Below are 21,994 nucleotides of genomic sequence, written 5' to 3'. Positions count from 1 at the left end.
AACAGCGGCTTATGGCACAATCCGCCCCTTGTTTTTCCTTTTTGTCGTCGTATCGAGATGTCTGAAACTTCCGCTATCACGTACGTCGCCGCCGGCGTCGACAACGCCCGCATCGTCGCGCAGCTCGCCACCGAGCTGGGCACGCGCGCCTCCCAGATCGCTTCGGCGGTGGAACTCCTGGACGATGGCGCCACCGTGCCCTTCATCGCCCGCTATCGCAAGGAAGCCACGGGCGGCCTGGACGATACCGTGCTGCGCAATCTCGAAGTGCGCCTGGGCTATCTGCGCGAACTCGAAGAGCGCCGCGGCTCCATTCTTGAATCCATCTCGCAACAGGGCAAGCTCACGCAAGCGCTGCAGCAGGAAATCGCCACGGCCGACACCAAGCAGCGCCTGGAAGACTTGTACGCGCCGTACAAGCCCAAGCGCCGCACCCGCGCCCAGATCGCCCGCGAAGCGGGCCTGGAGCCGCTGGCCGACGGCATCCTCGCCGATCCCGCCTGCGACCCCGCCGCGCTCGCCGCGCAATACCTGAATCCCGAAGCGTCTATCAACGACGCCAAGGCCGCGCTCGACGGCGCGCGCGACATCCTGGCCGAGCGCTACGCGGAAAACGCGGATCTGCTGGCCGACATGCGCGAGCACCTGTGGTCCACCGGCCTGATCCATTCCAAGGTGGTCGACGGCAAGGAAACCGAGGGCGCCAATTTCCGCGACTGGTTCGACTTCAACGAACCGCTGCGCACCCTGCCCTCGCACCGTATCCTGGCGCTGCTGCGCGGCCGCCAGCAAGGCGTGCTGGAACTGCGCCTGGGCCTGGAAGCCGAACTGGAAGCGCAGACGCCGCATCCCTGCGTGGCCCGCATCGCCGGCTTCCTCAAGCTGGGCAACGGCCTGTTCGCGCTGGACGCCACGCCGCGCGCGCGCTGGCTGGGCGAAGTCTGCCGCTGGACCTGGCGCGTGAAGCTGCTGACGGCGTTCGAAAGCGAGCTGATCGGCCGCCTGCGCGAAAGCGGCGAAGCCGAAGCCATCCGGGTGTTCGCCGCCAACCTGAAGGACCTGCTGCTGGCCGCGCCCGCCGGCCCCAAGGCCGTGCTGGGCCTGGACCCCGGCATCCGCACCGGTTGCAAGGTCGCCGTGATCGACCAGACCGGCAAGGTCGTGGACACCACCACCGTCTACCCGTTCGAACCGCGCCGCGACCGCGACGGCACCATCAACACGCTGGCCGCCCTGGTGGCGCGCCACAAGGTCGACCTGATCGCCATCGGCAACGGCACCGCCTCGCGCGAAAGCGAGAAGCTGGTGGGCGACATGATGGAACGCTTCCCGGACCTGAAGGTCACCCGCGTGGTGGTCTCCGAGGCCGGCGCTTCCGTCTATTCGGCGTCTGAAACCGCGGCCCAGGAATTCCCCGACCTGGACGTGACGCTGCGCGGCGCGGTGTCCATCGCCCGCCGCCTGCAGGATCCGCTGGCCGAACTGGTCAAGATCGATCCCAAGGCCATCGGCGTGGGCCAGTACCAGCACGACGTCAACCAGCGCGAGCTGGCGCGTTCGCTGGACGCCGTGGTCGAGGATTGCGTGAACGCCGTGGGCGTGGACGTGAACACCGCGTCGGCCGCCCTGCTGGCCCGCGTGTCCGGCCTGAATTCGCTGCTGGCCAAGAACATCGTCGCCTGGCGCGACGAGAACGGCGCCTTCCCGACCCGCGAGATCCTGCGCAAGGTGCCGCGCTTTGGCGACAAGGCATTCGAACAAGCCGCGGGCTTCCTGCGCATTCCCAACGGCGACAACCCGCTGGACGCCTCGTCGGTCCACCCCGAAGCCTATCCGGTGGTCGAACGCATCGTCGCCAAGATCAAGGCCGAGGTGAAGCAGATCATCGGCCAGCGCGAAGCGCTCAAGGGCGTGTCGCCGTCCGACTTCACCGACGAGCGCTTCGGCCTGCCGACGGTGCGCGACATCTTCGCCGAACTGGAAAAGCCCGGCCGCGATCCGCGTCCGGAGTTCAAGACGGCGCAGTTCAAGGAAGGCGTCGAAACCCTGAACGACCTGTACCCGGGCATGGTGCTGGAAGGCGTTGTGACCAACGTGGCGAACTTCGGCGCGTTCGTGGACATCGGCGTGCACCAGGACGGCCTGGTCCACATCTCGGCCCTTGCCGAAAAGTTCGTGAAGGATCCGCGCGACGTCGTGCGGGTGGGCCAGACGGTCAGCGTGAAGGTGCTGGAAGTGGACGTGGCGCGCAAGCGCGTCGCGTTGACCATGCGCCTGAACGACACCGCAGCTCCCGCCCGCCGCAGCGGCGACGCCCCCAAGGGCGGCGACCGCAACCGCCGTCCGCAGGGCGACGGCAGCCGCGGCGGCGCCGGGGCCGGCGCCGGCATGAACAGCGCCATGGCGGACGCGTTCGCCAAGCTCAAGCGTTGAGCGAGACCCGCCCCACGGAAAACCGGCGCCTGATGCGCCGGTTTTTTTTGCCTAGGGCTTACCCGTAAAGAGGCGGGTTACTTGTCTTCTCTCAAGCCAAACCTATCAAAAATGATAGAAAATATCTAATTGTGTCCAAATAATAAAACCCGGCGGCGCCAGGCCACAAGGCGGCACAAGCCCCCCGCGAGCAGGCGAGCCAAGGCGCATAGCGCCTGCCGGGGAGCAGCACAAGAACAACAGCGCCCTGCCCCGAACGACCGGAGATCCGCCCAGCCATGTCCCATACCATCACGCTTGCCGCCAATGAAACGGCAACCCTCACCGCCAAGGAAGCCAACGCCAGCGGCGTCTACAGCGAAATCACCCTGGGCCAGTATTCGCACCTGCTTGTCGATGGCGCCGAAGTCAGTTTCAAGCACATCACGCTGGAGCGGCTGGGCAGCCGCATCATCGAATTGAGCAATGGGGCGCAGTTGCACGTCGGCGCACTGGGATTCGCCAGCATGGGCGCCAGCATCACCTACCGTATCGGCGCGGGTTGCGCGCTGACTTTCGATGCCAGCCAATGGGATCCGGAAGTGGTCGCCAACACCACCTTCGATTTTGCCAGCCAGGGCAGCGGCACGCTCAAGTACTTCCCGTTCATCAACCCCGAATGGCTGGACTGCCCGAATGTCACGGGCTACACGGAAGGCGACATGCTGGAAATCGCCGGACAGGGCAGCGCCCAGCGCTTCCAGGTGCGCGACGGGCGCATCGTAGCCAGCGCCCGCGCGGCCTGAACCGCCGGGCCGGCTGCGCGCCGGCCCCTTGGGTTTATTCCTGCGACAAAGACGACAGCGCGGCGCGCGCGCGTTCCAGCAAGGCGCCGGATTCGTCTTGCGCGCCAGCCGGCGCGGTGGCCACGGCCACGCCGTCGATCATCGCGGCATAGCCTTGCCCATCGGCCTTCAGCACCGCATCGGCCGGTTCCGCTTGCAGACGGCGCATCAACGCGCCGGCTTCCTTCGGATCGGCGAAACGCTGCGACAACAGCAGTTCCTCGCCATCCGCTGCCAGCAGGCGGAAACGGAAGCTGCCGTCCTCGTCGCGGAAGCTGACGAAGCGCGCGCCCTTGCCCTTTTCCTTCTTGGGCTGCGCGGCCTTGGCGCCCGAGCCGGCTTCCAGGTTGCGCAGGCCCACGGCCTGGCGCAGTTCCTGCATGAAAGGCGTGGCCAGCTTGCGCGCCTTGGCGGCGCCGGCCTGCAGGATGTCTTCGATGCGGCCAGGGTTGGCCATCAGGTCGAAATACTTCTCGCGCATGGGCGCCAGCAGGTTTTCCAGGTGGTCGCACAGCGCCTGCTTGGCTTCGCCCCAGCCCATGCCTTCTTCGAGCTGCTTGCGCAGCGCGGCAGCCTGTTCGTGCGTGGCAAAGGCGCGGTAGATGGTGTACAGGTGCGAGTTCTCGGCGTCCTTGGGTTCGCCCGGCGCGCGCGAATCGGTCACGATGCGCATCACCGCCGCGCGCAGCGCGCTGGCGCCGCCCTCGAACAGCGGAATGGTGTTGTTGTAGCTCTTGGACATCTTGCGGCCGTCCAGGCCCGGCAAGGTCGCCACGTCTTCTTCGATCACCACTTCCGGCAGCGTGAAATAGTCGCGGCCGTACAGGTGGTTGAAGCGCTGGGCGATGTCGCGCGCCATTTCCAGATGCTGGATCTGGTCACGGCCCACCGGCACCTTGTTGGCGTTGAACATGACGATGTCAGCGGCCATCAGCACCGGGTACGAGAACAGGCCCATGGTCACGCCATCGTCCGGTTCCAGACCCTTTTCCGTGTTCTGGTCCACCGACGCCTTATAGGCGTGCGCCCGGTTCATCAGGCCCTTGGCCGTGACGCAGTTCAACAGCCAGGTCAGCTCGGGGATCTCGGGGATGTCCGACTGGCGGTAGAAGGTCACGCGCTCGTGGTCCAGGCCCACCGCCAGCCAGGTCGCGGCGATTTCAAGGCGCGAGCGCGCCACGCGGGCAGGGTCGTCGCACTTGATGAGGGCGTGGTAATCCGCCATGAAGAAGAATGCGTCCACGCCGGGCTGCGCGCTGGCCTGAACGGCGGGACGGATCGCGCCCGCGTAGTTGCCGAGGTGGGGAGTTCCAGAGGTGGTGATGCCGGTGAGGACGCGGGTATTCATGAGGCGAAGAGGCGTTTGCTGGGGGAAACGCCCAGTGTAACTTGCCGGGCGCGCGGCTACAGGACGGCCAACACTGGCGCCGCCAGCGCGCACAGCCCGCCCGCGGTCAGCGCGGCGCGCGGCCGGAACGTCAGGAACCAGATCAGCAGCAGCCCGGCGATGCTCAGAATGCCGATCCATTCCACCGTGCCGTAGCTCCAGCCCCAGACCGCCGCCGAGGCGCACAAGGACAAAGCCAGCGCCCCCCAGCCGAACAGGCGCAAAGGCAACCTGTGACGCCGCGGCAGCGCGCGGTCGAACAGGTCTTCGTAGTGGCGGTCCATGCCCAGGCACAGGGCGGAAAAGCCCGCGTAGGCCAGGCAGAAGGCAGCTAGCGTCATGGCGTATCACCTCTAGGTTCGTAGGCGGGCTGGGACGGCTTGGATGCGGCGCGGCCCTTGGCGGGCGCTTTGGCGCCCGCTTTGCTGGCGCGGGCCGCCTTGCGCGCCATCCAGGCCAGCAGCAGCGCCCCGGCCAGGCAGGTCAGGTCAAAACCAGCCATGACCCAATCGCCCGCAGGCAGCGACACCCCGAGATGGCGCGAGGTCGTCAGGGCGTTGACCACCGGCACCAGCGCCAGGGAGGCCGCGGCCGCGGCCAACAGGTCGCGCCACTTGCTGCGCTGGAACAGGAAGGCGTAGACCAGCGACAAGCCCCAGACGGCGAAGAAGGCGCGCGATTCCCAGAACTGCCTGCCCGCCAGGTCGATCGGCAGGAGGCGGTTGGCCCAAAAAAAGGCGGCGATCGAGATGAACAGGCCAGCGACCGTGCCGGCGTTGAGCGCGTCGACCAGGCGCAACGAAAACGCTTCGCGCGCCCCCGGACGCGCCTTCTGCCGCCGCTTGGCGATCCACAGGACCAGGCCCGTGCCCACCATCGCCGTGCCCGCCATGCTGACCAGGAAATAGAGCCAGCGCAAAAACGGTTCGGCAAACAATCCCAGGTGCAGGCCGACGATGACGCCCGCCGTACGCGCCGTGGCGCCGAGCTCGTCCTCGCCTTCCTGGAATGCGCCCGTGACGCCGTCAAAACGCATGTAGGGCGCCAGCTTGCCGAACGACACGCCATCCGCGGCGTCGCGCACCAGGGTCACGGTCGCGCCGGCATCGCCGGGATGATTGACGGTGATGCGCCCCACCCGGCCGCCTTGCCAGTGCTGCTGCGCCTGCTCCACCAGCGGCGCCAGCGCGGTCAGCGGCGCGGGCTCGTTGCGCGCGGGAGTGATCCTGAAGGACTTGAAGACCTCGTCGGAATACTGCCTGGGGCTCTCGTAGACGGCCAGTATGCCGGCCGGCATCAGCATGGCCATGAACAGCACCAGCCCGCTGAACGTGATCATCAGGTGGAACGGCAGCCCCAGCACGGACAAGGCGTTGTGGCCGTCCATCCAGGCGCGCTGCCCGCCTTTCCCGGGCCGGAACGTGAAGAAGTCGGTGAATATCTTCTTGTGGGTGATGATGCCGCTGATGATGGCCACCAGCATGAACATGCCGGCGATGCTGGCCAGCCAGCGCCCCCAGGGAAACGCGGTTTCCAGTTCGAAATGGAAGCGGTAGAAGAAGTCGCCGCCACGCGTCTCGCGCGCGGTCAGGGCCTGGCCGGTGGCGGGGTCCAGCTTCACGCGCACGAAACCGCGTTCGCCCGGCTTGGGCTTGGGCACTTGGTAGAGCAGTTGGATGAGCGGTTCGCGGTCGGACGGCGGCGTGATGAACCAGCGCGTGGCGTCGGGCGCATGTTCCGCCAGGTAGTTCTGTGCAGCAGTCACGGACTGCGCCGCAGGCGCGGGCCGCGTCTGGATCTCGGGCTGCATCCAGGCCGTGATCTCGGGGCGGAAGAACGCCAGCGTGCCGGTCAGGAACATCGCGAACAGCACCCAGCCGAAGATCAATCCCGACCAGGTGTGCAGCCAGGACATGGATTGGCGCAGGCCTTCCTCGCCCGGCGCCTTTTCCACTTTCGCCTTCATGCCGCCCCCATCGCGCGGCCGATCGCGAACAGCCCGCCCAGGAGCGCGGCGGACGCCAGCACGCCGGCCCAGGCGCGCCAGGCATTGCGCGTGGCAAAAACCCAGATCACGCCGCAGGCGTAGAACACAAAGGACAGCATCTGCGCCGTGACCACGGCGTCCGGCCGCCGCATGGGCAGCCAGATCGCCAGGCAGGCGGCTGCCGCCGACGCCAGAACATAGCCGCCCAGGATGGCGGCCGCCGCCCTGGAAAAGACGGCCAGACGGTAGCGCATCATGCCTGCGCCGGCAGCGGGAGCTTTCACTGGGACACGTTGAAGGTAGTAGTGGAAACGTAGCGGATCTTGGCGTATGCCTTGCCGTCGGCCTCGCCCGCCTTGTCTTCGACGTGGGCGGCTTCGAGCACGTACTGGCCGGGCCACGGGGTGGTGATTTCGATGCGGCCGTTCTCATCGCTGTGGAAGCGCTTCTCCCACTTGGGCGGGCCGAATACGGTGACTTCCGTCTTCGCCAGCGGCTTGCCCTTGAACTGCAGCACGAAGGCGTTGGTCCCGGCCGCGACCGGCACGAATTCCAGGTCCAGCTTGCCCTCGGTGTCCGCGCGGCCGGCCTTGGCGCCGTACTGCACCAGGGTGTCCTTGAACTGGTAGGCCTGGCGCAAGCGCACGTCGCCCTTGCCCGCCGCCGCGAATTCGAGGAAGTCGGCGCCTTCGCCCGAGGCCTTCAGCGGCTTGCCATCGGCGCCCGTAACGACGGGCGCGACCATGATCTTGCCGAGCAGGCCGTCACGCTTTTCGCGCACGTCATCCGCCCATTCCCCGAAATACGCCTTGGCCGGTCCCTCGGCGCTGCGTTCCAACCAAACGAAATGCGCCTGCGCGGCGCCCGCCGTGCCCAACAGGGCAATGGCGGCCAAGGTTCTTGCGAATGTCATTATTGATTTCCTTTAGAGGACCGGATCGGACCAGCCCCGCGGCCCAAGCCCGATTCGGAGGGTTTTAAATTATAACCATTCTCACTTCGAACTAGCAGCAAGACTTACCAGCGATAGCGCAGGCTGGCCTTGATGGAGCGCTGGTAGCCGTACCAGCACCAGGAATCGCCCGAGCACGACGCGATGTATTCCTTGTCGAACAGGTTCTGCACGTTCAGCGCCACCTGCATGCCCTTGAGCGACGGCGACGCGCGGCCCAGGTCGTAGTCCAGCATCAGGTCGAACAGCGTGACCGACGGCACCTTCAGGGTGTTGGTCTCGTTGGCATACGAGGAACCGATGTAGCGCACGCCGCCACCCACTCCCACGCCCGCCAGCGGACCGTCCTGCAACTGGTAGCGGGCCCAGGCGGACGCCTGTTGCGAAGGCACGCCCACCGGCGTCTTGCCCTTCAGGTTCATGCCCGCGGCGTTGGGATAGCCCTTGGAGTACTCGTTATCCATCAAGGAGTAAGCAGCCACCAGCGTCAGGCCGCGCAGGGGCTCGGTCTTGGCTTCGAGCTCGATGCCCTGCGTGCGCAGCTCGCCCGCCTGGATCGAGCAGCGTCCGCCCGCCGTGCCGCAGATGTGGGTCGGATCCGGATCGGTGGTGGTCATGTTCTCGCGGCGGATGTCGAACGCCGCAAACGACAGCAGCGTGGCGCTGCCCGGCGGCTGGTACTTGATGCCGACCTCGTACTGGTTGCCTTCGATCGGCTTGAACGGCTTGTTCTGCCAGCCCGTGCCGGACTGCGGCTCGAACGATTCCGAATAGCTGAAGTACGGCGCCACGCCGTTGTCGAAGTTGTAGATCGCACCCAGGCGGCCCGTGAACTTCTCCGCATTCAGCGAGGACGGCGCGACCCGTCCGGTGGCGATCGTGGTGGTCTCGCCCACGGTGCGCGACCAGTCGTAGCGGCCACCCAGCAACACCGAGAGGCGATCGATCTTGATCTGGTCCTGGAAGTACAGGCCGGTCTGGTACTGCTTGTTGGTCGCATCCGTCGAGAACGCCGGCGCCGGGATGTTCTGATGATTGTTCGGGTTCAGCACATCCAGCGCGGGCGCGGTGCCAAAGCCGGACAGCGTGTCGGTCTTGACGTGCTGATAGTCAAAGCCCAGCAGCGTGGTGTGGGCGAAGGGGCCGGTGTTGAAGCGCGCCTGCACATTGTTGTCCAGCACCAGCGCGCCCACGTCCACATCAGTCGCGATCGACGCGCGCTGCTGGTAGCGGTAGGTCTTGTCGGTATAGCCGTAGTTATTGGTCATCGCGCCGTAGATGCTGCGGTACTGCGCTTCCGCACGCGTCCAGCGCAGGCTTTGCGATGCCTTGATGTTGTCGTTGAAGCGGTGCTCCAGCACATAGCCCAGCGAATAGCTCTTGCGGTCGCTCTTTTCGAAATTGGCGTCGCCGTCGTAGTAATCGGCCGGCAGGCGGATGCCGTCGGGCGCGGAAAGCAGCGTGCGCATGGCCGGCACGCTGCCATAGGAACCCATGTCGGGATCGCGCTGGAAGTTGGTCAGCACCGTCAGCGTCGTGTCGCTGCTGGGCTTCCAGGTAAAGGCCGGCGACACGAAGTAGCGGCGTTCCTTGGTGTCCTTGACCTGGCCGTCGGACATGTAGCCCGAGCCGACCAGGCGGTACAGGAACTTGCCGTCTTCATCGACCGGACCGCCGAAATCGAAGTTGGCGCGACGGTAGTCATAGTTGCCGACCTGCACCTCGACCTCGCGCAGCGTCTCTTCCAGCGGGCGCTTGCTGACCTGGTTGACCACGCCGCCCGGGCCGCCCTGCCCGTACATGACGGAGGCCGGTCCCTTCAGCACGTCCACGCGCTCCAGGCGATAGGTGTCCACCTGCGGCAAGGCGTCGCGCCCGCCGAATACTCGCAAGCCGTCCAGGTAGGACGAAGCCTGAAAGCCGCGCACGCTGAACTGGTCCAGGCGCGTGGCGGTGGCGCCGCGCGATTCGGTGGCCACGCCCGCGGTGTAGCGCAGCACCTGGTTCAGTGTCTGCGCGCCCTGCTCCGTGATCTGCTCGCGCGTGACGACCGATACCGACTGCGGCGTTTCGATCAGCGGCGTGTCGGTCTTGGTGGCGCTGGCGCTCACCGTGGCCACGTAGCCCACCGTCGTGATTGCGCTGTCGGACATGCCCGACACGGTCACCGGCGCCAGCGTGGGCGTGTCGCCCGCGGGTGCGGCAACCTGCAGCAGCGTCCAGGTATTGCCCGACTGCGCACGCGCCTGCAAACCGCTGCCCGACAGGATGCGGGCGAATCCCGCGCCCACCGAGTAGGCGCCGTCCAACCCGTCCGAGCGGCGTCCCCGCACCAGCGCCGGATCGAACGACAGGACCACGCCAGCGCTGCGCGCGAACTGCGTCAGGGCATCGGCCAAGGAGCCGGCAGCGATCTGGTAGCTGCGCGGCGCGTTCGCGGTAGCGGGCGCCGGCTGCGCCCAGGCCTGCGGCATGCCGGCGGCAAGCCCGCCCGCGCACATGGCGGCCAGCAGGGCCATGCGGCCGGCAGACAAGGGGGCGCGCAAGCGCGAGTGAGATGAAGCGGACACAAAACTCTCCCTGTACGGTGGTATCTATCCCTGCCTTCCGTACGGGATCGGAAAACCTGCAAGCCGCAGGCAAAAAAATTTGTAACGCTCAGGCCTCGCGCGGACCGACCTGCAGCCAATACTGCGTATGCCGCGTCACGCGGATGGGCAAGGCGGGCTCCAGTGCCTTGAGCGCACGCTCGGCGTCGTCCAGCGGGAATACGCCCGACAGCCGCAGACCGGCCACCGCCGGATCCACCCGGATCATGCCCAGGCGCTGGCGAGCCAGGTATTGCGCGAAGTAGTCCAGGCGCCAGTCCTTGGCCACCACCAGCCCGTCGGTCCAGGCCAGCCGGTCGGGATCGGAGGCAAGACGGCCGACTTCGCCATGCTCGGAGAATTCCAGGCGCTCCCCGGCTTCCGCATGCGTAGCCACGCCGCCGCGCAGTAGCGTCACGCTGCCTTCGTACACGCCCAAGCGCGCGCCTGCGGCGGTGCGCCGCAGGTCAAAGCGCGCCCGTTCGGCGCGCAGTTCGCCATGCCCGGTATCCACGCGCAGAGCCGCCATGGCGGGCCGCATTTCGGTCCGCACCAGCACTTCGCCGCGCAACAGGTCCAGGCCGCGGGCATCGTCCTGCAAGTGCAGGCGCACCGCGCTGTCGCTGTTCAAGGTGATGTGCAATCCATCAGCCACCGCAACGGCCAGCCGTTCGCCTGTGCCGGTGCTGAGGTCCGCCGCCAGTCGCTGCCACGGCGTATGCCGGTAGCCCGCCCAACCGGTAAAAGCCGTGCCGCCAACAGCCAGCAATCCGCGCAATACCGTGCGACGGCCGGCCGATCGGGGCGAGGACGATGCAGAACGCGTCAGCGCGTCATGCGCCAACGCCGCCGGCACGCGCCGCGCATCCTGACTGATGCGCTGCAAGCGATCCCACGCGCAGCGATGCGCGGGATCCTGCGCCAGCCATGCCTCGCAGGACTGCCGCTCTGCCGCACCGGCCAGGCCGGATTGCAGCCGCACCCACCAGGCGATCGCCTGGTCGGCGACGGGGTCCGCGGCGCTAGTCATCAAAGGCCGCGTAGCACGCGGTCATGGCGCGCACCATGTATTGCTGCACCGAACTCAAGGAGACTTCAAGCCGCTGGGCGATCTCGGGATAGGTCAGCCCGTCGAGCTGCGACAGCAGGAACGCGGAACGCGCCTTGGGCGGCAAGCCGTCCAGCAGACGGTCCAGCCGCGCCAGCGATTGCAGTTGCTCGGTCTGCTCTTCGGGGGACGGCGCATAAGCCTCGGGTATGGCGGCCAGGTAGGCGAGATAGGCCCGTTCCAATGCCGCATGCCGCTGGTGGTCCACCACCAGGCCCTTGGCAATGGTGGTCAGCAGTCCGCGTGCTTCGCCGGCGCGCACCGCCTTGCGGCCCTGGATCACGCGCAGAAACACGTCTTGCGCCAGGTCTTCGGCCCGGTGCTCGCAGCCAAGCCTGCGGCGCAGCCAGCCGAACAGCCAGGGGCGGTGATCGCGGTACAGGCCATCGACGGGCGCGGCGGAAGGGTCGGTGCGCGCGGCCGATGCGGACAAGAGGGTGGAAGACACGTTGGAAACTGCGGTGCTGGACCAGAAGTCTCCAAATCTTAATTGATAATGACTTGTATTACCAATTTCAACCGCGATCTGCCCGGAAAATTCGGACAGATGCGGCGCGACTACAACGACACGGTGTGGCGGCGTTCCGATTCCAGGTACTCGCGCGACTGCATTTCCAGGATGCGCGAGACCGTGCGGTGGAATTCATTGGCAAGCGCGCCTTCCGTGTAAATCTCCTCGGGTTCGCACTCGGCGGACATGATGAGCTTGACGCGGTGGTCATAGAACACGTCGATCAGCCAGGTGAAGCGGCGCGCCTCCGAAGCCTGGCGCGGTCCCATGCGCGGCACGCCCGACAGGATCACCGCATGGAAGCGGTTGGCCAACTCCAGATAATCGTTCTGCGAACGCGGCCCGCCGCAAAGCGTGGCGAAATCGAACCACACCACCGATCCGCCCAGCGCCAGCGCGCGGATCTCGCGGTGCTCGATATGCAGCACCGGATCCTGGGGCGGCGTGTCGGCCAGGCTGTCGAATGCTTCCTGCAATGCTTTCTGGGCGCGCTCGTCCAGCGGCGTGTGATAGCACTGCACCTGTTCCAGCGAGCGGCGGCGGTAGTCCACGCCAGCGTCCACGTTCATGATGTCCATGCGCGCCTGGATCAGCTGGATCGCGGGCAGGATGCGGTCGCGGTGCAGGCCGTCCGGATACAGGGTCGAGGGCTCGTAGTTGGACGTCATCACGAAGGACGTGCCGTACTCGAACAGCTTGAACAGCAGCCGGTGCAGGATCATCGCGTCGGCCACGTCGGATACGTGGAACTCGTCGAAGCAGATCAGACGGTAGCGTTTGGCCACGCGCCTGGCCACTTCGTCCAGCGGATCCTGCATGCCCTTCACTTCTTCGAGTTCGCGGTGCACGCCGCGCATGAATTCGTGGAAGTGCAGGCGCGTCTTGCGCACCACGGGCACGGTGGCGTAGAAGGCGTCCATCAGGAAGCTCTTGCCCCGCCCCACTCCGCCCCACAGGTACACGCCGCGCGGCACGTCGGGGCGGTTCAGCAGCTTCTTCAGCGCGTTCGAGCGCATCGACTTGAACTTGACCCATTCGTCGAAATAGCGCTGCAGCCGGTCGATCGCCTTTTTCTGGGCTTCGTCGGGCTTGTAGCCGCGTTCGGCCAGGGCGTGTTCGTAGTATTCGCGGACGTTCATGTGGGAGCAGGAAAAGCAGAATGAAAAAAGGGCGGATCCGTGAACCCGCCCCCGTCTTGCATCGGCTATGCGCGTATCAGAAGTTCAATGCGCGCTTGTCCACGGCCAATGCGGCTTCCTTCACGGCTTCCGACAGCGTCGGGTGCGCGTGGCAGATGCGGGCGATGTCTTCGGCTGCGCCACGGAATTCCATGATGGTCACGGCTTCCGAGATCAGTTCCGAGGCCATCGGGCCCACGATGTGCACGCCGAGGACCTCGTCGGTCTTGGCATCGGCGATCACCTTGGCAAAGCCGGTGGTGTCGCCCAACGCGCGGGCGCGGCCGTTGGCCAGGAAGGGGAAGCTGCCAGCCTTGTACTCGCGGCCTTCGGCCTTGAGCTGCTGCTCGGTCTTGCCGACCCAGGCGATTTCCGGCGAGGTGTAGATAACCCACGGCACGGTGTCGAAGTTGACGTGGCCGTGCTGGCCGGCGATGCGCTCGGCAACCGCCACGCCTTCTTCCTCGGCCTTGTGCGCCAGCATGGGGCCGCGCACCACGTCGCCGACTGCCCAAACGTTCGGCAGGTTGGTCTTGCAGTCGCCGTCCACGGCGATGAAGCCGCGCTCGTCCAGCTTCAGGCCCACGGCGTCGGCGTTCAGGCCGCCGGTGTAAGGCACGCGGCCGATCGAGACGATCAGCTTGTCGACCACCAGCTTCTGCTCGGCGCCCTTGGCGTCGACGTAGGGCACGGTGACGGACTTGGCGGTCGCCTTGATCTCGCCGATCTTGACGCCCATCTGGATGTTCAGGCCTTGCTTGGTGAAGGCCTTCAGGGCTTCCTTGGCCACCTGGCCGTCAGCGGCTGCCAGGAATTCCGGCATGGCTTCCAGGATGGTGACTTCGGAACCCAGGCGGCGCCACACGCTGCCCATTTCCAGGCCGATCACGCCGGCGCCGATCACGCCCAGCGTCTTCGGCACGGCGCCGATGTTCAGCGCGCCGTCGTTGGACAGCACGACCTTTTCGTCGAACGGCAGGCCGGGCAGCTCGCGCGCCGACGAACCGGTGGCGACCACCACGTGCTTGGCAACCAGGTCTTCCTCGGCGGTGCCGGTGACCTTGATGGCCCAGCCGCCTTCAACCTGGCCGGCGAACGCGCCCTTGCCATGGAAGAACGTGACCTTGTTCTTCTTGAACAGGTACAGGATGCCGTCGTTGTTCTGCTTGACCACCGTGTTCTTGCGGCCGATCAGCGTGTCGAGCTTCAGGCTGACGCCCTTGACTTCGATGCCGTGCTCGGCGAAGTGGTGATTGGCTTGTTCGTAGTGCTCGGACGATTGCAGCAGCGCCTTGGACGGGATGCAGCCGACGTTGGTGCAGGTGCCGCCGAGAGCCGGGCCGCCTTGGCCGTTCTGCCAGGCGTCGATGCAAGCCACCGACATGCCGAGCTGCGCGGCGCGGATGGCGGCGATGTAGCCGCCGGGGCCCGCGCCGATGACGACGACGTCAAATTGTTTGGACATAGTGTTCTCGCGATGAGGTATTGAGTGGAGCACGCCCCGCCCTGCGGGCCGGCAATAAGCCGGCCAGGGCGCCGCAAGACCCAGGGGTCGGGTGGGCGCCGGGCCGGGGCGTCGAGATTACAGGTCCAGCAACAGGCGCTGCGGATCTTCCAGGGCGTCCTTCATGGCGACCAGGCCCAGCACGGCTTCGCGGCCGTCGATGATGCGGTGGTCGTAGGACAGCGCCAGGTAGTTCATCGGGCGGATGACGATCTGGCCGTTTTCAACCACGGCGCGATCCTTGGTGGCGTGCACGCCCAGGATGGCCGATTGCGGCGGGTTGATGATCGGGGTCGACAGCATCGAGCCGAACACGCCGCCGTTGGAGATCGAGAACGTGCCGCCGGTCATTTCTTCAATGCCCAGCTTGCCGTCAGCGGCGCGGCGGCCGAAGTCGGCGATGGTCTTTTCGATGTCGGCGATCGACAGCTGGTCGGCGTTGCGCAGGATCGGCACAACCAGGCCGCGCGGGCTGCCGACAGCGATACCGATGTCGAAGTAGCCGTGGTAGATGATGTCCTTGCCGTCGATCGAGGCGTTGATCAGCGGGAACTTCTTCAGCGCGGCAACGGCGGCCTTGACGAAGAACGACATGAAGCCCAGCTTGATGCCGTGCTCTTTCTCGAACTTGTCCTTGTACTTGTTGCGCAGGTCGATGACGGCCTGCATGTTCACTTCGTTGAACGTGGTCAGGATCGCGTTTTCCTGTTGCGATTGCAGCAGGCGCTCGGCGATGCGGGCGCGCAGGCGGCTCATCGGCACGCGCTGTTCCGGACGGCCGTCCAGCGACAGCGTCGGGGGCGCGACCGGAGCGGCGGCCTTGGCCGGAGCGGCCTTGGCGGGAGCGCTGGCGGCCAGGGCATCGCCCTTGGTCACGCGGCCGTCGCGGCCGGAGCCAGCCACGGAAGCGGCGTCAACGCCCTTCTCGGCCAGGATCTTGGCAGCGGCGGGCGAAGCCACGCCGGCGGCAGCCGACGAAGCGGGAGCGGCGGCCGGAGCGGCAGCGGCTTGCTCGGCGGCCTTGGGCGCTTCGGCGGCGGGCGCGGCGGCGGCAACGGCGGCCTTGCCGGCGGTGTCGATGCGAGCCAGCACTTCGCCGGAGGTGACGGTGCTGCCGTCGCCCTTGACGATTTCAGCCAGCACGCCCGAAGCGGGAGCCGGCACTTCCAGCACGACCTTGTCGGTTTCGACTTCGATCAGGATTTCGTCCGCTTCAACGGCAGCGCCCGGCTGCTTCTTCCAGGTCAGCAGCGTCGCTTCGGAGACGGATTCGGAGAGTTGGGGGACGACGACGTCGGTAATAGCCATTTTGTTTGTTCCGTAAAGTTTGTGTTCTGGTCGCGCTGCGCGGCAAGCTTCGAATCGGAATTCCAGAAACCTGCGCGCGCGGCGCGTGCATCAAGCGAGTGTTACTTCGTCAACATGACCTTGAACTTGGGCGCGAAAGCCGTTTCGATCAGGGCCTTCTGCTGCTCCTGGTGCTTGGCCAGGTAGCCCACGGCCGGCGATGCCGACGCGGCGCGGCCGGCGTAACCCAGCTTCTGGCCTTCGACCATGTTCTCGTACACGTGATGCTGAACGTAGAACCAGGCGCCCTGGTTCTGCGGTTCGTCCTGAACCCAGATCACTTCGGTTGCCTTCGGGTACTTGCGCAGTTCCGTTTCGAACGACTTGTGCGCGAACGGATACAGCTGTTCGACGCGGACGATCGCAACGTTGTCGGCGCCACGCTCGCGGCGGGCATTGACCAGATCGTAGTAGACCTTGCCCGAGCAAGCCAGCACGCGCTTGACCTTGCTGGCGTCGATGGCCTCGTCGACCTCGCCGATGACCGGGCGGAAGCTGCCGCCGGCCAGGTCGGTCAGGGGCGAACCGGCGTCCTTGTTGCGCAGCAGCGACTTGGGCGTGAACAGCACCAGCGGCTTGCGGAACGGACGGATCATCTGACGGCGCAGCACGTGGAAGATCTGCGACGCGGAGGTCGGCTGGACCACTTGCATGTTGTTGTCGGCGCACAGCTGCAGGAAGCGCTCGATGCGGCCCGACGAGTGCTCGGGCCCCTGGCCTTCGTAGCCGTGCGGCAACATCAGGGTCAGGCCCGACTGGCGGCCCCACTTGGCTTCGCCGGAGCTGATGAACTGGTCGATCACGACCTGGGCGCCGTTGACGAAGTCGCCGAACTGGCCTTCCCAGATGGTCAGCGTGTTGGGTTCGGCGCTGGAGTAACCGTATTCAAAGCCCAGCACAGCCTCTTCGGACAGCACGGAGTCGATGACGGTGAACGGAGCCTGGCCTTCCGAGACGTTCTGCAGCGGAATGTAGGTGCCGTCGTTCCAGCGTTCGCGGTTCTGGTCGTGCAGCACGGCATGGCGGTGCGTGAACGTGCCGCGGCCCGAGTCCTGGCCGGTGATGCGGATGGCGTAGCCCGAGGACACCAGGGTCGCGAAGGCGAGGTGTTCGCCCATGCCCCAGTCCAGGTTCATTTCGCCCTTGGCCATGGTGCGGCGGTCGTTCAGCAGCTTGGCGACCAGCGGGTGCACCGTGAAGCCTTCCGGCACGCTGGTGATGCGTTCGCCGATGCGCTTGAGTTCGGCCAGCGGCACGGCGGTGTCGGCCTGGTCGGTCCACTTGGCGCCCAGGAACGGCGACCAGTCGATGGCGTACTTGCTCTTGTAGTCGGTCAGCACCGGTTCGATGGTGCGCTGGCCGTCTTCCATCAGCTGGCGGTAATCCTTGACGAGCTGATCGGCTTCGCCGTCGGCCAGCACGCCTTGCGTGGTCAGCTTGTCGGCGTACAGCTTGCGCGTGCCGGGGTGATGGCCGATGCGCTTGTACATCAGGGGCTGCGTCAGCGACGGGGTGTCTTGCTCGTTGTGGCCCAGCTTGCGGAAGCAGACGATGTCCACGACCACGTCGTGGCGGAACTGCAGACGGTAGTCCAGCGCCAGCTTGGTCACGAACACGACGGCTTCGGGATCGTCGCCGTTGACGTGGAACACCGGCGCTTCGATCATCTTGACCACGTCGGTGCAATACAGCGTCGAGCGCGAGTCGCGGGGGTCGGACGTGGTGAAGCCGATCTGGTTGTTGATGACGATGTGCAGCGTGCCGCCCGTGCCGTAGCCGCGGGTCTGGGCCAGGTTCAGGGTTTCCATGACCACGCCCTGGCCGGCGAAGGCCGCGTCGCCGTGCACCAGCACCGGCAGCACTTGCTTGCCTTCGGCGTCGCCGCGGCGTTCCTGGCGGGCGCGCGCGCTGCCTTCGACCACGGGGTTGACGATTTCCAGGTGGGACGGGTTGAACGCGAGCGACAGGTGGACCGGGCCGCCACGGGTGGACAGGTCGCTGGAGAAGCCGTTGTGGTACTTCACGTCGCCGTCGGTCAGGCCTTCGGCGTGCTTGCCTTCGAACTCGGCGAACAGGTCGCCGGGCATCTTGCCCATGATGTTCACGAGCAGGTTCAGGCGGCCGCGGTGGGCCATGCCGACCACGATTTCCTGGACGCCATTTTCACCGGCGTGGTTCACCACTTCGTCCATCGAGGCGATGAAGCTTTCGCCGCCTTCCAGCGAGAAGCGCTTCTGGCCGACGTACTTGGTGTGCAGGAAGCGCTCGAGGCCTTCGGACTCGGTCAGCTGCTGCAGGATGTGGCGCTTTTCTTCGGCCGAGTAGGCAGGCGCGCCCAGGGTGGCTTCCAGGCGTTCCTGGATCCAGCGCTTGGCGGCGGGGTCGGAGATGTGCGTGAATTCGGCACCGATGCTGCGGCAGTACGTGTCGCGCAGCGCCTTCAGGATGTCGCGCAGCGTCATCGTGCTGGCGGTCGTGAAGTAGGTGTTGGTGGCCGAGTAGGTCTGGTCCAGATCGGCTTCGGTCAGGCCGTAGAAGGCCGGATCGAGTTCGGGGATCGGGGGACGTTCCTGGCGCTTGAGCGGATCCAGGTCGGCCCAGCGCGAACCCAGGGAGCGGTAGGCCGCGATCAGCGACTGCACCGAAACCTGCTTGCTGGCCACGGTCAGGTCGGGTTCGGCCGCGCGTTGCACGAAGGCATTGGCCTTGGCGCGCTGGGCGAACGATTCGACGATGGGAGCGTGGGCCTGGTCGCGGGTGGATTCCTGGCCGTCGGTAGCGGGAGCGTGTTGCAGCTGGTCGAAGTATTCGCGCCAGTTGTCAGGTACCGAACCGGGATTGTCGAGGTAGGCTTCGTAAAGCTCCTCAACATAAGGGGCGTTACCCCCAAAGAGATAAGACGTGGATAGAGATTCTATTTCCGAAGACATATCGCTTCACCTTTACGAGTGCTTCACTCGACACGATGCAGGAAAACCTTCCGCGACACGGGCTTCCCGTTAGGCGGATAGCAGGGGCAGAAGGCGCGTACAAGCCTTAAAAGCCGTATGGGATAAGAGTATAGCCCTTTGAGTTTAAGGACGTCTTCTTGCGTTTGCGTGACGCAAAAGCGCATTCGGAATGCCGTCATGCAGCATTGGAATGTCCAGGCAACCCCTTCCATTGCGCCGTCTACTCGCATTCAATTTCCGGCAACCCAAAATGCCGCGCCGCATCATTTTCACTGGTAGAAATTGCAGTGTTGCGCATTAGCCTCGTTCATACGGGCAATTCGGTGGTCGACAGGATCTCTTTCAGGACGAAAAAGGTGCGGATCTGGCGTACGCCGGGCAGCTTGATGATCTCGCCCGCATGCAGCTTGTTGAAGCGTTCCAGATCACGGATGCGCAGCATCAGGAAGTAGTCGAACTCGCCGGCCACCAGGTGGCATTCCAGGCAGCCGCTGATGCCGCGCGCCGCGGCTTCGAAATCGGTGAAGGACTCCGGCGTGGAGCGGTCCAGCACCACGCCCACGATGACCAGGGTGGCCATGTCCACTTCCGCCGGCTCCAGCAGGGCGACAGTCTTGCGGATGACGCCCTCGTTCTTGAGCTTTTCCACGCGGCGCAGGCAGGCGGCCGGGCTCAGGTGGACGCGCGCGCTCAGCTCCAGGTTGGTGATCTGCGCGTCCTGCTGCAGCACGCGCAGGATGTGGCGATCGATGCGGTCCAGCTCAGAATTTGCCGGCATTTGATACGTCCCTGAAAATTAAATTTCGATCAAAAAGCCAATCAGGAAATATTAAATAGAAACCTGGACGTTTATTTAATTATTTTCCTTTTAAATAATAAAAATACGCAATTGACGGCAAATCCTTGAAATTCCTATGATTTTTCCATCCGCGCCACCCGGCCCGGCCCAGGAGAGTCCCATGGATCTGCAACGATTTCCGCGCCATCGCCTGACCTTCGGCGACACCCCCATCGAAAAGCTCGAGCGCCTGTCCGCGCATCTGGGCGGCAAGGTCGAGATCTACGCCAAGCGCGAAGACTGCAACAGCGGCCTCGCGTTCGGCGGCAACAAGCTGCGCAAGCTGGAGTACCTGATCCCGCAGGCGCTGGAACAGGGCTGCGACACGCTGGTCACCATCGGCGGCATCCAGTCCAACCACACCCGCATGGTGGCTGCGGTGGCCGCCAAGCTGGGCCTGGCCTGCGTGCTGGTGCAGGAAAACTGGGTGGACTATTCAGACGCGGTCTACGACCGCGTCGGCAACATCATGATGAGCCGCCTGATGGGCGCCGACGTGCGTCTTGTGGACCAGGGGTTCGACATCGGCTTTCGCCGCAGCTGGGAAGAGGCGCTGGAAGACGTCCGCAAGCGCGGCGGCAAGCCCTACGCGATTCCGGCCGGCGCATCCGACCATGAACTTGGCGGCCTGGGCTACGTCGGCTTCGCCGAGGAAGTGCGGCGCCAGGAAGCCGAGCTGGGCTTCAAGTTCGACTACATCGTTGTCTGCGCCGTCACGGGCAGCACGCAGGCCGGCATGGTGGTGGGCTTTGCGGCGGATGGCCGCGCGGACCGCGTCATCGGTATCGACGCTTCGGGCACGCCCGAGCAAACCCGCGCGCAGATCCTGCGCATCGCGCGGCGCACGGCCGATATGGTCGGACTCGGGGCTGCCATCGAAGAGCGCGACGTGGTGCTGGACACCCGCTATGCCTATCCGGCCTACGGCCTGCCCTCGGCCGAGACCAACGAGGCCATCCGCCTCTGCGCCCGGCTCGAGGGCATGATGACCGACCCGGTCTACGAAGGAAAATCCATGCAGGGCATGATGGACATCATCCGCCGCGGCGAGATTCCGGCCGGTTCGCGGGTTCTGTATGCGCACCTGGGAGGGGTGCCGGCGATCAACGCCTACAGCTTTCTCTACCGCAACGGATAAGGGCGCCTACGGCGCCTTCGGCTGGCCTTGCGGCGACTTGCGCTGAAAGTCCAGCCTTGCCCCAGGGCTTGCCAGCCCTGGCCGCCAGCGCCCATGATGAGCGCAGGAAGCGCAGCCCAGCCGGCGTGTCCGCCGGCTGGGCTTTTTCCGTGGCCGGACCTTCCCGACAACGTCGCCTCCGCAAAATTATGTACATAGTTTGTATACAAAACCAGGATTTCCAGCTATGGTGCTGATCATCAGGAAGTCGTCCGCCCACCCACGCCCGGCCGCCGCGCGCCGTTGCACTCCGCCCGCCTGTCCATGACCGTCTACGATTCCACGCTCCCCTACCCCCGCGACCTGGCCGGCTACGGCCGCAATCCGCCGCATGCCCGATGGCCGGGGCAGGCGCGCATCGCGGTGCAGTTCGTGCTGAATTACGAGGAAGGCGGCGAAAACAGCGTGCTGCATGGCGACGCCGGGTCCGAACAGTTCCTGTCGGAAATGTTCAACCCCGCCAGCTATCCCGAGCGCCACCTCAGCATGGAAGGCATCTACGAGTACGGCTCGCGCGCCGGCGTCTGGCGCATCCTGCGCGAATTCGAGAAGCGCGGCCTGCCGCTGACGGTGTTCGGCGTCGGCATGGCCTTGCAGCGCCACCCCGAGCTGACCGCCGCCTTCGTCGAGCTGGGACACGAGATCGCCTGCCACGGCTGGCGCTGGATCCACTATCAGCACATCGACGAGGCCACCGAGCGCGAACACATGCGCCTGGCCATGGACGCGATCACGCAATTGACCGGCAGCCGTCCGCTGGGCTGGTACACCGGACGCGACAGCCCGCGCACGCGGCGTCTGGTGGCCGACTACGGCGGCTTCGAGTACGACAGCGACTACTACGGCGACGACCTGCCCTTCTGGATGCGCGTACAGAAAACGGACGGCAGCGTCGTGCCGCAACTGATCGTGCCCTACACGCTGGACTGCAACGACATGCGCTTCGCGCTGCCGCAGGGCTATTCGCACGCCGATCCCTTCTTCCAGTACCTGAAGGACAGCTTCGACGCGGTCTATGCCGAAGGCGACGAGGCCCCCAAGATGATGAGCATCGGCATGCATTGCCGCCTGCTGGGCCGGCCCGGCCGCATCACTGCGCTGCAGCGCTTCCTGGACCACATTGCCAGCCATGACCGCGTCTGGGTCTGCCGGCGCCTGGACATCGCGCGCCACTGGAAGGCGGCGCATCCCTACACCCCCAACGCCTGA

Annotated in this window: 17 protein-coding genes; 4 read left to right on the top strand and 13 right to left on the bottom strand. The window is 65.7% G+C overall.

The genetic code is table 11. From position 1 onward, the window contains the following. Window positions 1-57 precede the first annotated feature (57 nt). Complete coding sequence (tex, locus tag IB257_RS29765) at window positions 58-2,433, top strand: RNA-binding transcriptional accessory protein Tex (protein WP_054450789.1); 2,376 nt, start codon at window positions 58-60, stop codon at window positions 2,431-2,433. 278 nt (window positions 2,434-2,711) lie between these two features. Beyond that, window positions 2,712-3,218 (top strand): hypothetical protein, encoded by a 507-nt coding sequence (locus tag IB257_RS29760; RefSeq protein WP_125472535.1) that lies wholly within the window; start codon window positions 2,712-2,714, stop codon window positions 3,216-3,218. A gap of 34 nt (window positions 3,219-3,252) precedes the next feature. Here IB257_RS29760 and IB257_RS29755 read toward each other — a convergent pair whose 3' ends face one another. The 13 genes from IB257_RS29755 to IB257_RS29695 all read right to left on the bottom strand — a co-directional run bounded on the left by IB257_RS29755 (window position 3,253) and on the right by IB257_RS29695 (window position 19,548). Continuing rightward, complete coding sequence (locus IB257_RS29755) at window positions 3,253-4,605, bottom strand: tryptophan--tRNA ligase (RefSeq protein ID WP_192493219.1); 1,353 nt, start codon at window positions 4,603-4,605, stop codon at window positions 3,253-3,255. Between the two features lie 56 nt (window positions 4,606-4,661). Further along, a complete protein-coding gene (locus IB257_RS29750) occupies window positions 4,662-4,985 on the bottom strand; it encodes a DUF3325 domain-containing protein (protein WP_054450784.1) in 324 nt (107 codons plus the stop codon). After that, window positions 4,982-6,610: a PepSY domain-containing protein gene (locus IB257_RS29745; RefSeq protein WP_054450783.1), complete on the bottom strand. Its 1,629-nt coding sequence runs from the start codon at window positions 6,608-6,610 to the stop codon at window positions 4,982-4,984. The genes IB257_RS29750 and IB257_RS29745 overlap by 4 nt, the downstream gene beginning before the upstream one ends. After that, window positions 6,607-6,888, bottom strand: coding sequence for a DUF3649 domain-containing protein (locus IB257_RS29740; protein ID WP_192493218.1), 282 nt, complete (start codon window positions 6,886-6,888; stop codon window positions 6,607-6,609). Before IB257_RS29740 ends, IB257_RS29745 begins: the two co-directional genes overlap by 4 nt. Before the next feature lie 23 nt (window positions 6,889-6,911). Continuing rightward, window positions 6,912-7,544 carry a DUF4198 domain-containing protein gene (locus tag IB257_RS29735; protein WP_192493217.1) on the bottom strand — a complete coding sequence of 211 codons (633 nt, stop codon included), beginning with the start codon at window positions 7,542-7,544 and terminating at the stop codon, window positions 6,912-6,914. Between the two features lie 104 nt (window positions 7,545-7,648). Next, the gene (locus tag IB257_RS29730) at window positions 7,649-10,102 is read right to left on the bottom strand and encodes a TonB-dependent siderophore receptor (protein ID WP_370540139.1); all 2,454 of its coding nucleotides are present in this window, start codon (window positions 10,100-10,102) and stop codon (window positions 7,649-7,651) included. A 139-nt stretch (window positions 10,103-10,241) separates the two neighbouring features. Continuing rightward, window positions 10,242-11,201 (bottom strand): FecR domain-containing protein, encoded by a 960-nt coding sequence (locus tag IB257_RS29725; protein ID WP_119450935.1) that lies wholly within the window; start codon window positions 11,199-11,201, stop codon window positions 10,242-10,244. Then, entirely contained in the window at window positions 11,194-11,727 is a 534-nt protein-coding gene (locus IB257_RS29720) for a sigma-70 family RNA polymerase sigma factor (protein WP_082400675.1), read from the bottom strand. Before IB257_RS29720 ends, IB257_RS29725 begins: the two co-directional genes overlap by 8 nt. A 110-nt stretch (window positions 11,728-11,837) precedes the next feature. Further along, window positions 11,838-12,929, bottom strand: coding sequence for a cell division protein ZapE (gene zapE / locus IB257_RS29715; protein ID WP_054450771.1), 1,092 nt, complete (start codon window positions 12,927-12,929; stop codon window positions 11,838-11,840). 76 nt (window positions 12,930-13,005) lie between these two features. Then, window positions 13,006-14,433: a dihydrolipoyl dehydrogenase gene (gene lpdA / locus IB257_RS29710; RefSeq protein ID WP_192493215.1), complete on the bottom strand. Its 1,428-nt coding sequence runs from the start codon at window positions 14,431-14,433 to the stop codon at window positions 13,006-13,008. 117 nt (window positions 14,434-14,550) lie between these two features. Beyond that, complete coding sequence (odhB, locus tag IB257_RS29705; protein WP_054450766.1) at window positions 14,551-15,780, bottom strand: 2-oxoglutarate dehydrogenase complex dihydrolipoyllysine-residue succinyltransferase; 1,230 nt, start codon at window positions 15,778-15,780, stop codon at window positions 14,551-14,553. A gap of 101 nt (window positions 15,781-15,881) precedes the next feature. Beyond that, window positions 15,882-18,749, bottom strand: coding sequence for a 2-oxoglutarate dehydrogenase E1 component (locus IB257_RS29700; protein WP_054450764.1), 2,868 nt, complete (start codon window positions 18,747-18,749; stop codon window positions 15,882-15,884). A gap of 328 nt (window positions 18,750-19,077) precedes the next feature. Next, a complete protein-coding gene (locus IB257_RS29695; RefSeq protein WP_054450761.1) occupies window positions 19,078-19,548 on the bottom strand; it encodes an Lrp/AsnC family transcriptional regulator in 471 nt (156 codons plus the stop codon). A 181-nt stretch (window positions 19,549-19,729) separates the two neighbouring features. On the opposite strand from IB257_RS29695, the gene IB257_RS29690 reads away from it, so the two are divergent. Then, window positions 19,730-20,746 carry a 1-aminocyclopropane-1-carboxylate deaminase gene (locus IB257_RS29690; RefSeq protein WP_054450759.1) on the top strand — a complete coding sequence of 339 codons (1,017 nt, stop codon included), beginning with the start codon at window positions 19,730-19,732 and terminating at the stop codon, window positions 20,744-20,746. A gap of 303 nt (window positions 20,747-21,049) precedes the next feature. After that, complete coding sequence (gene puuE, locus IB257_RS29685) at window positions 21,050-21,994, top strand: allantoinase PuuE (RefSeq protein WP_192493214.1); 945 nt, start codon at window positions 21,050-21,052, stop codon at window positions 21,992-21,994.

Source organism: Achromobacter sp. ACM03 (assembly GCF_014851665.1).
Classification (GTDB): domain Bacteria; phylum Pseudomonadota; class Gammaproteobacteria; order Burkholderiales; family Burkholderiaceae_B; genus Achromobacter; species Achromobacter aegrifaciens.
This window is presented reverse-complemented; position numbering and strand designations above follow the sequence as displayed.

Bases quoted from the DNA above. Each gene is read 5' to 3' on its own strand.
- tex (WP_054450789.1), top strand. From the start codon at position 58: ATGTCTGAAACTTCCGCTATCACGTACGTCGCCGCCGGCGTCGACAAC.
- IB257_RS29760 (WP_125472535.1), top strand. From the start codon at position 2,712: ATGTCCCATACCATCACGCTTGCCGCCAATGAAACGGCAACCCTCACC.
- IB257_RS29755 (WP_192493219.1), bottom strand. From the start codon at position 4,605: ATGAATACCCGCGTCCTCACCGGCATCACCACCTCTGGAACTCCCCAC.
- IB257_RS29750 (WP_054450784.1), bottom strand. From the start codon at position 4,985: ATGACGCTAGCTGCCTTCTGCCTGGCCTACGCGGGCTTTTCCGCCCTG.
- IB257_RS29745 (WP_054450783.1), bottom strand. From the start codon at position 6,610: ATGAAGGCGAAAGTGGAAAAGGCGCCGGGCGAGGAAGGCCTGCGCCAA.
- IB257_RS29740 (WP_192493218.1), bottom strand. From the start codon at position 6,888: ATGATGCGCTACCGTCTGGCCGTCTTTTCCAGGGCGGCGGCCGCCATC.
- IB257_RS29735 (WP_192493217.1), bottom strand. From the start codon at position 7,544: ATGACATTCGCAAGAACCTTGGCCGCCATTGCCCTGTTGGGCACGGCG.
- IB257_RS29730 (WP_370540139.1), bottom strand. From the start codon at position 10,102: ATGGCCCTGCTGGCCGCCATGTGCGCGGGCGGGCTTGCCGCCGGCATG.
- IB257_RS29725 (WP_119450935.1), bottom strand. From the start codon at position 11,201: ATGACTAGCGCCGCGGACCCCGTCGCCGACCAGGCGATCGCCTGGTGG.
- zapE (WP_054450771.1), bottom strand. From the start codon at position 12,929: ATGAACGTCCGCGAATACTACGAACACGCCCTGGCCGAACGCGGCTAC.
- lpdA (WP_192493215.1), bottom strand. From the start codon at position 14,433: ATGTCCAAACAATTTGACGTCGTCGTCATCGGCGCGGGCCCCGGCGGC.
- odhB (WP_054450766.1), bottom strand. From the start codon at position 15,780: ATGGCTATTACCGACGTCGTCGTCCCCCAACTCTCCGAATCCGTCTCC.
- IB257_RS29700 (WP_054450764.1), bottom strand. From the start codon at position 18,749: ATGTCTTCGGAAATAGAATCTCTATCCACGTCTTATCTCTTTGGGGGT.
- IB257_RS29695 (WP_054450761.1), bottom strand. From the start codon at position 19,548: ATGCCGGCAAATTCTGAGCTGGACCGCATCGATCGCCACATCCTGCGC.
- IB257_RS29690 (WP_054450759.1), top strand. From the start codon at position 19,730: ATGGATCTGCAACGATTTCCGCGCCATCGCCTGACCTTCGGCGACACC.
- puuE (WP_192493214.1), top strand. From the start codon at position 21,050: ATGACCGTCTACGATTCCACGCTCCCCTACCCCCGCGACCTGGCCGGC.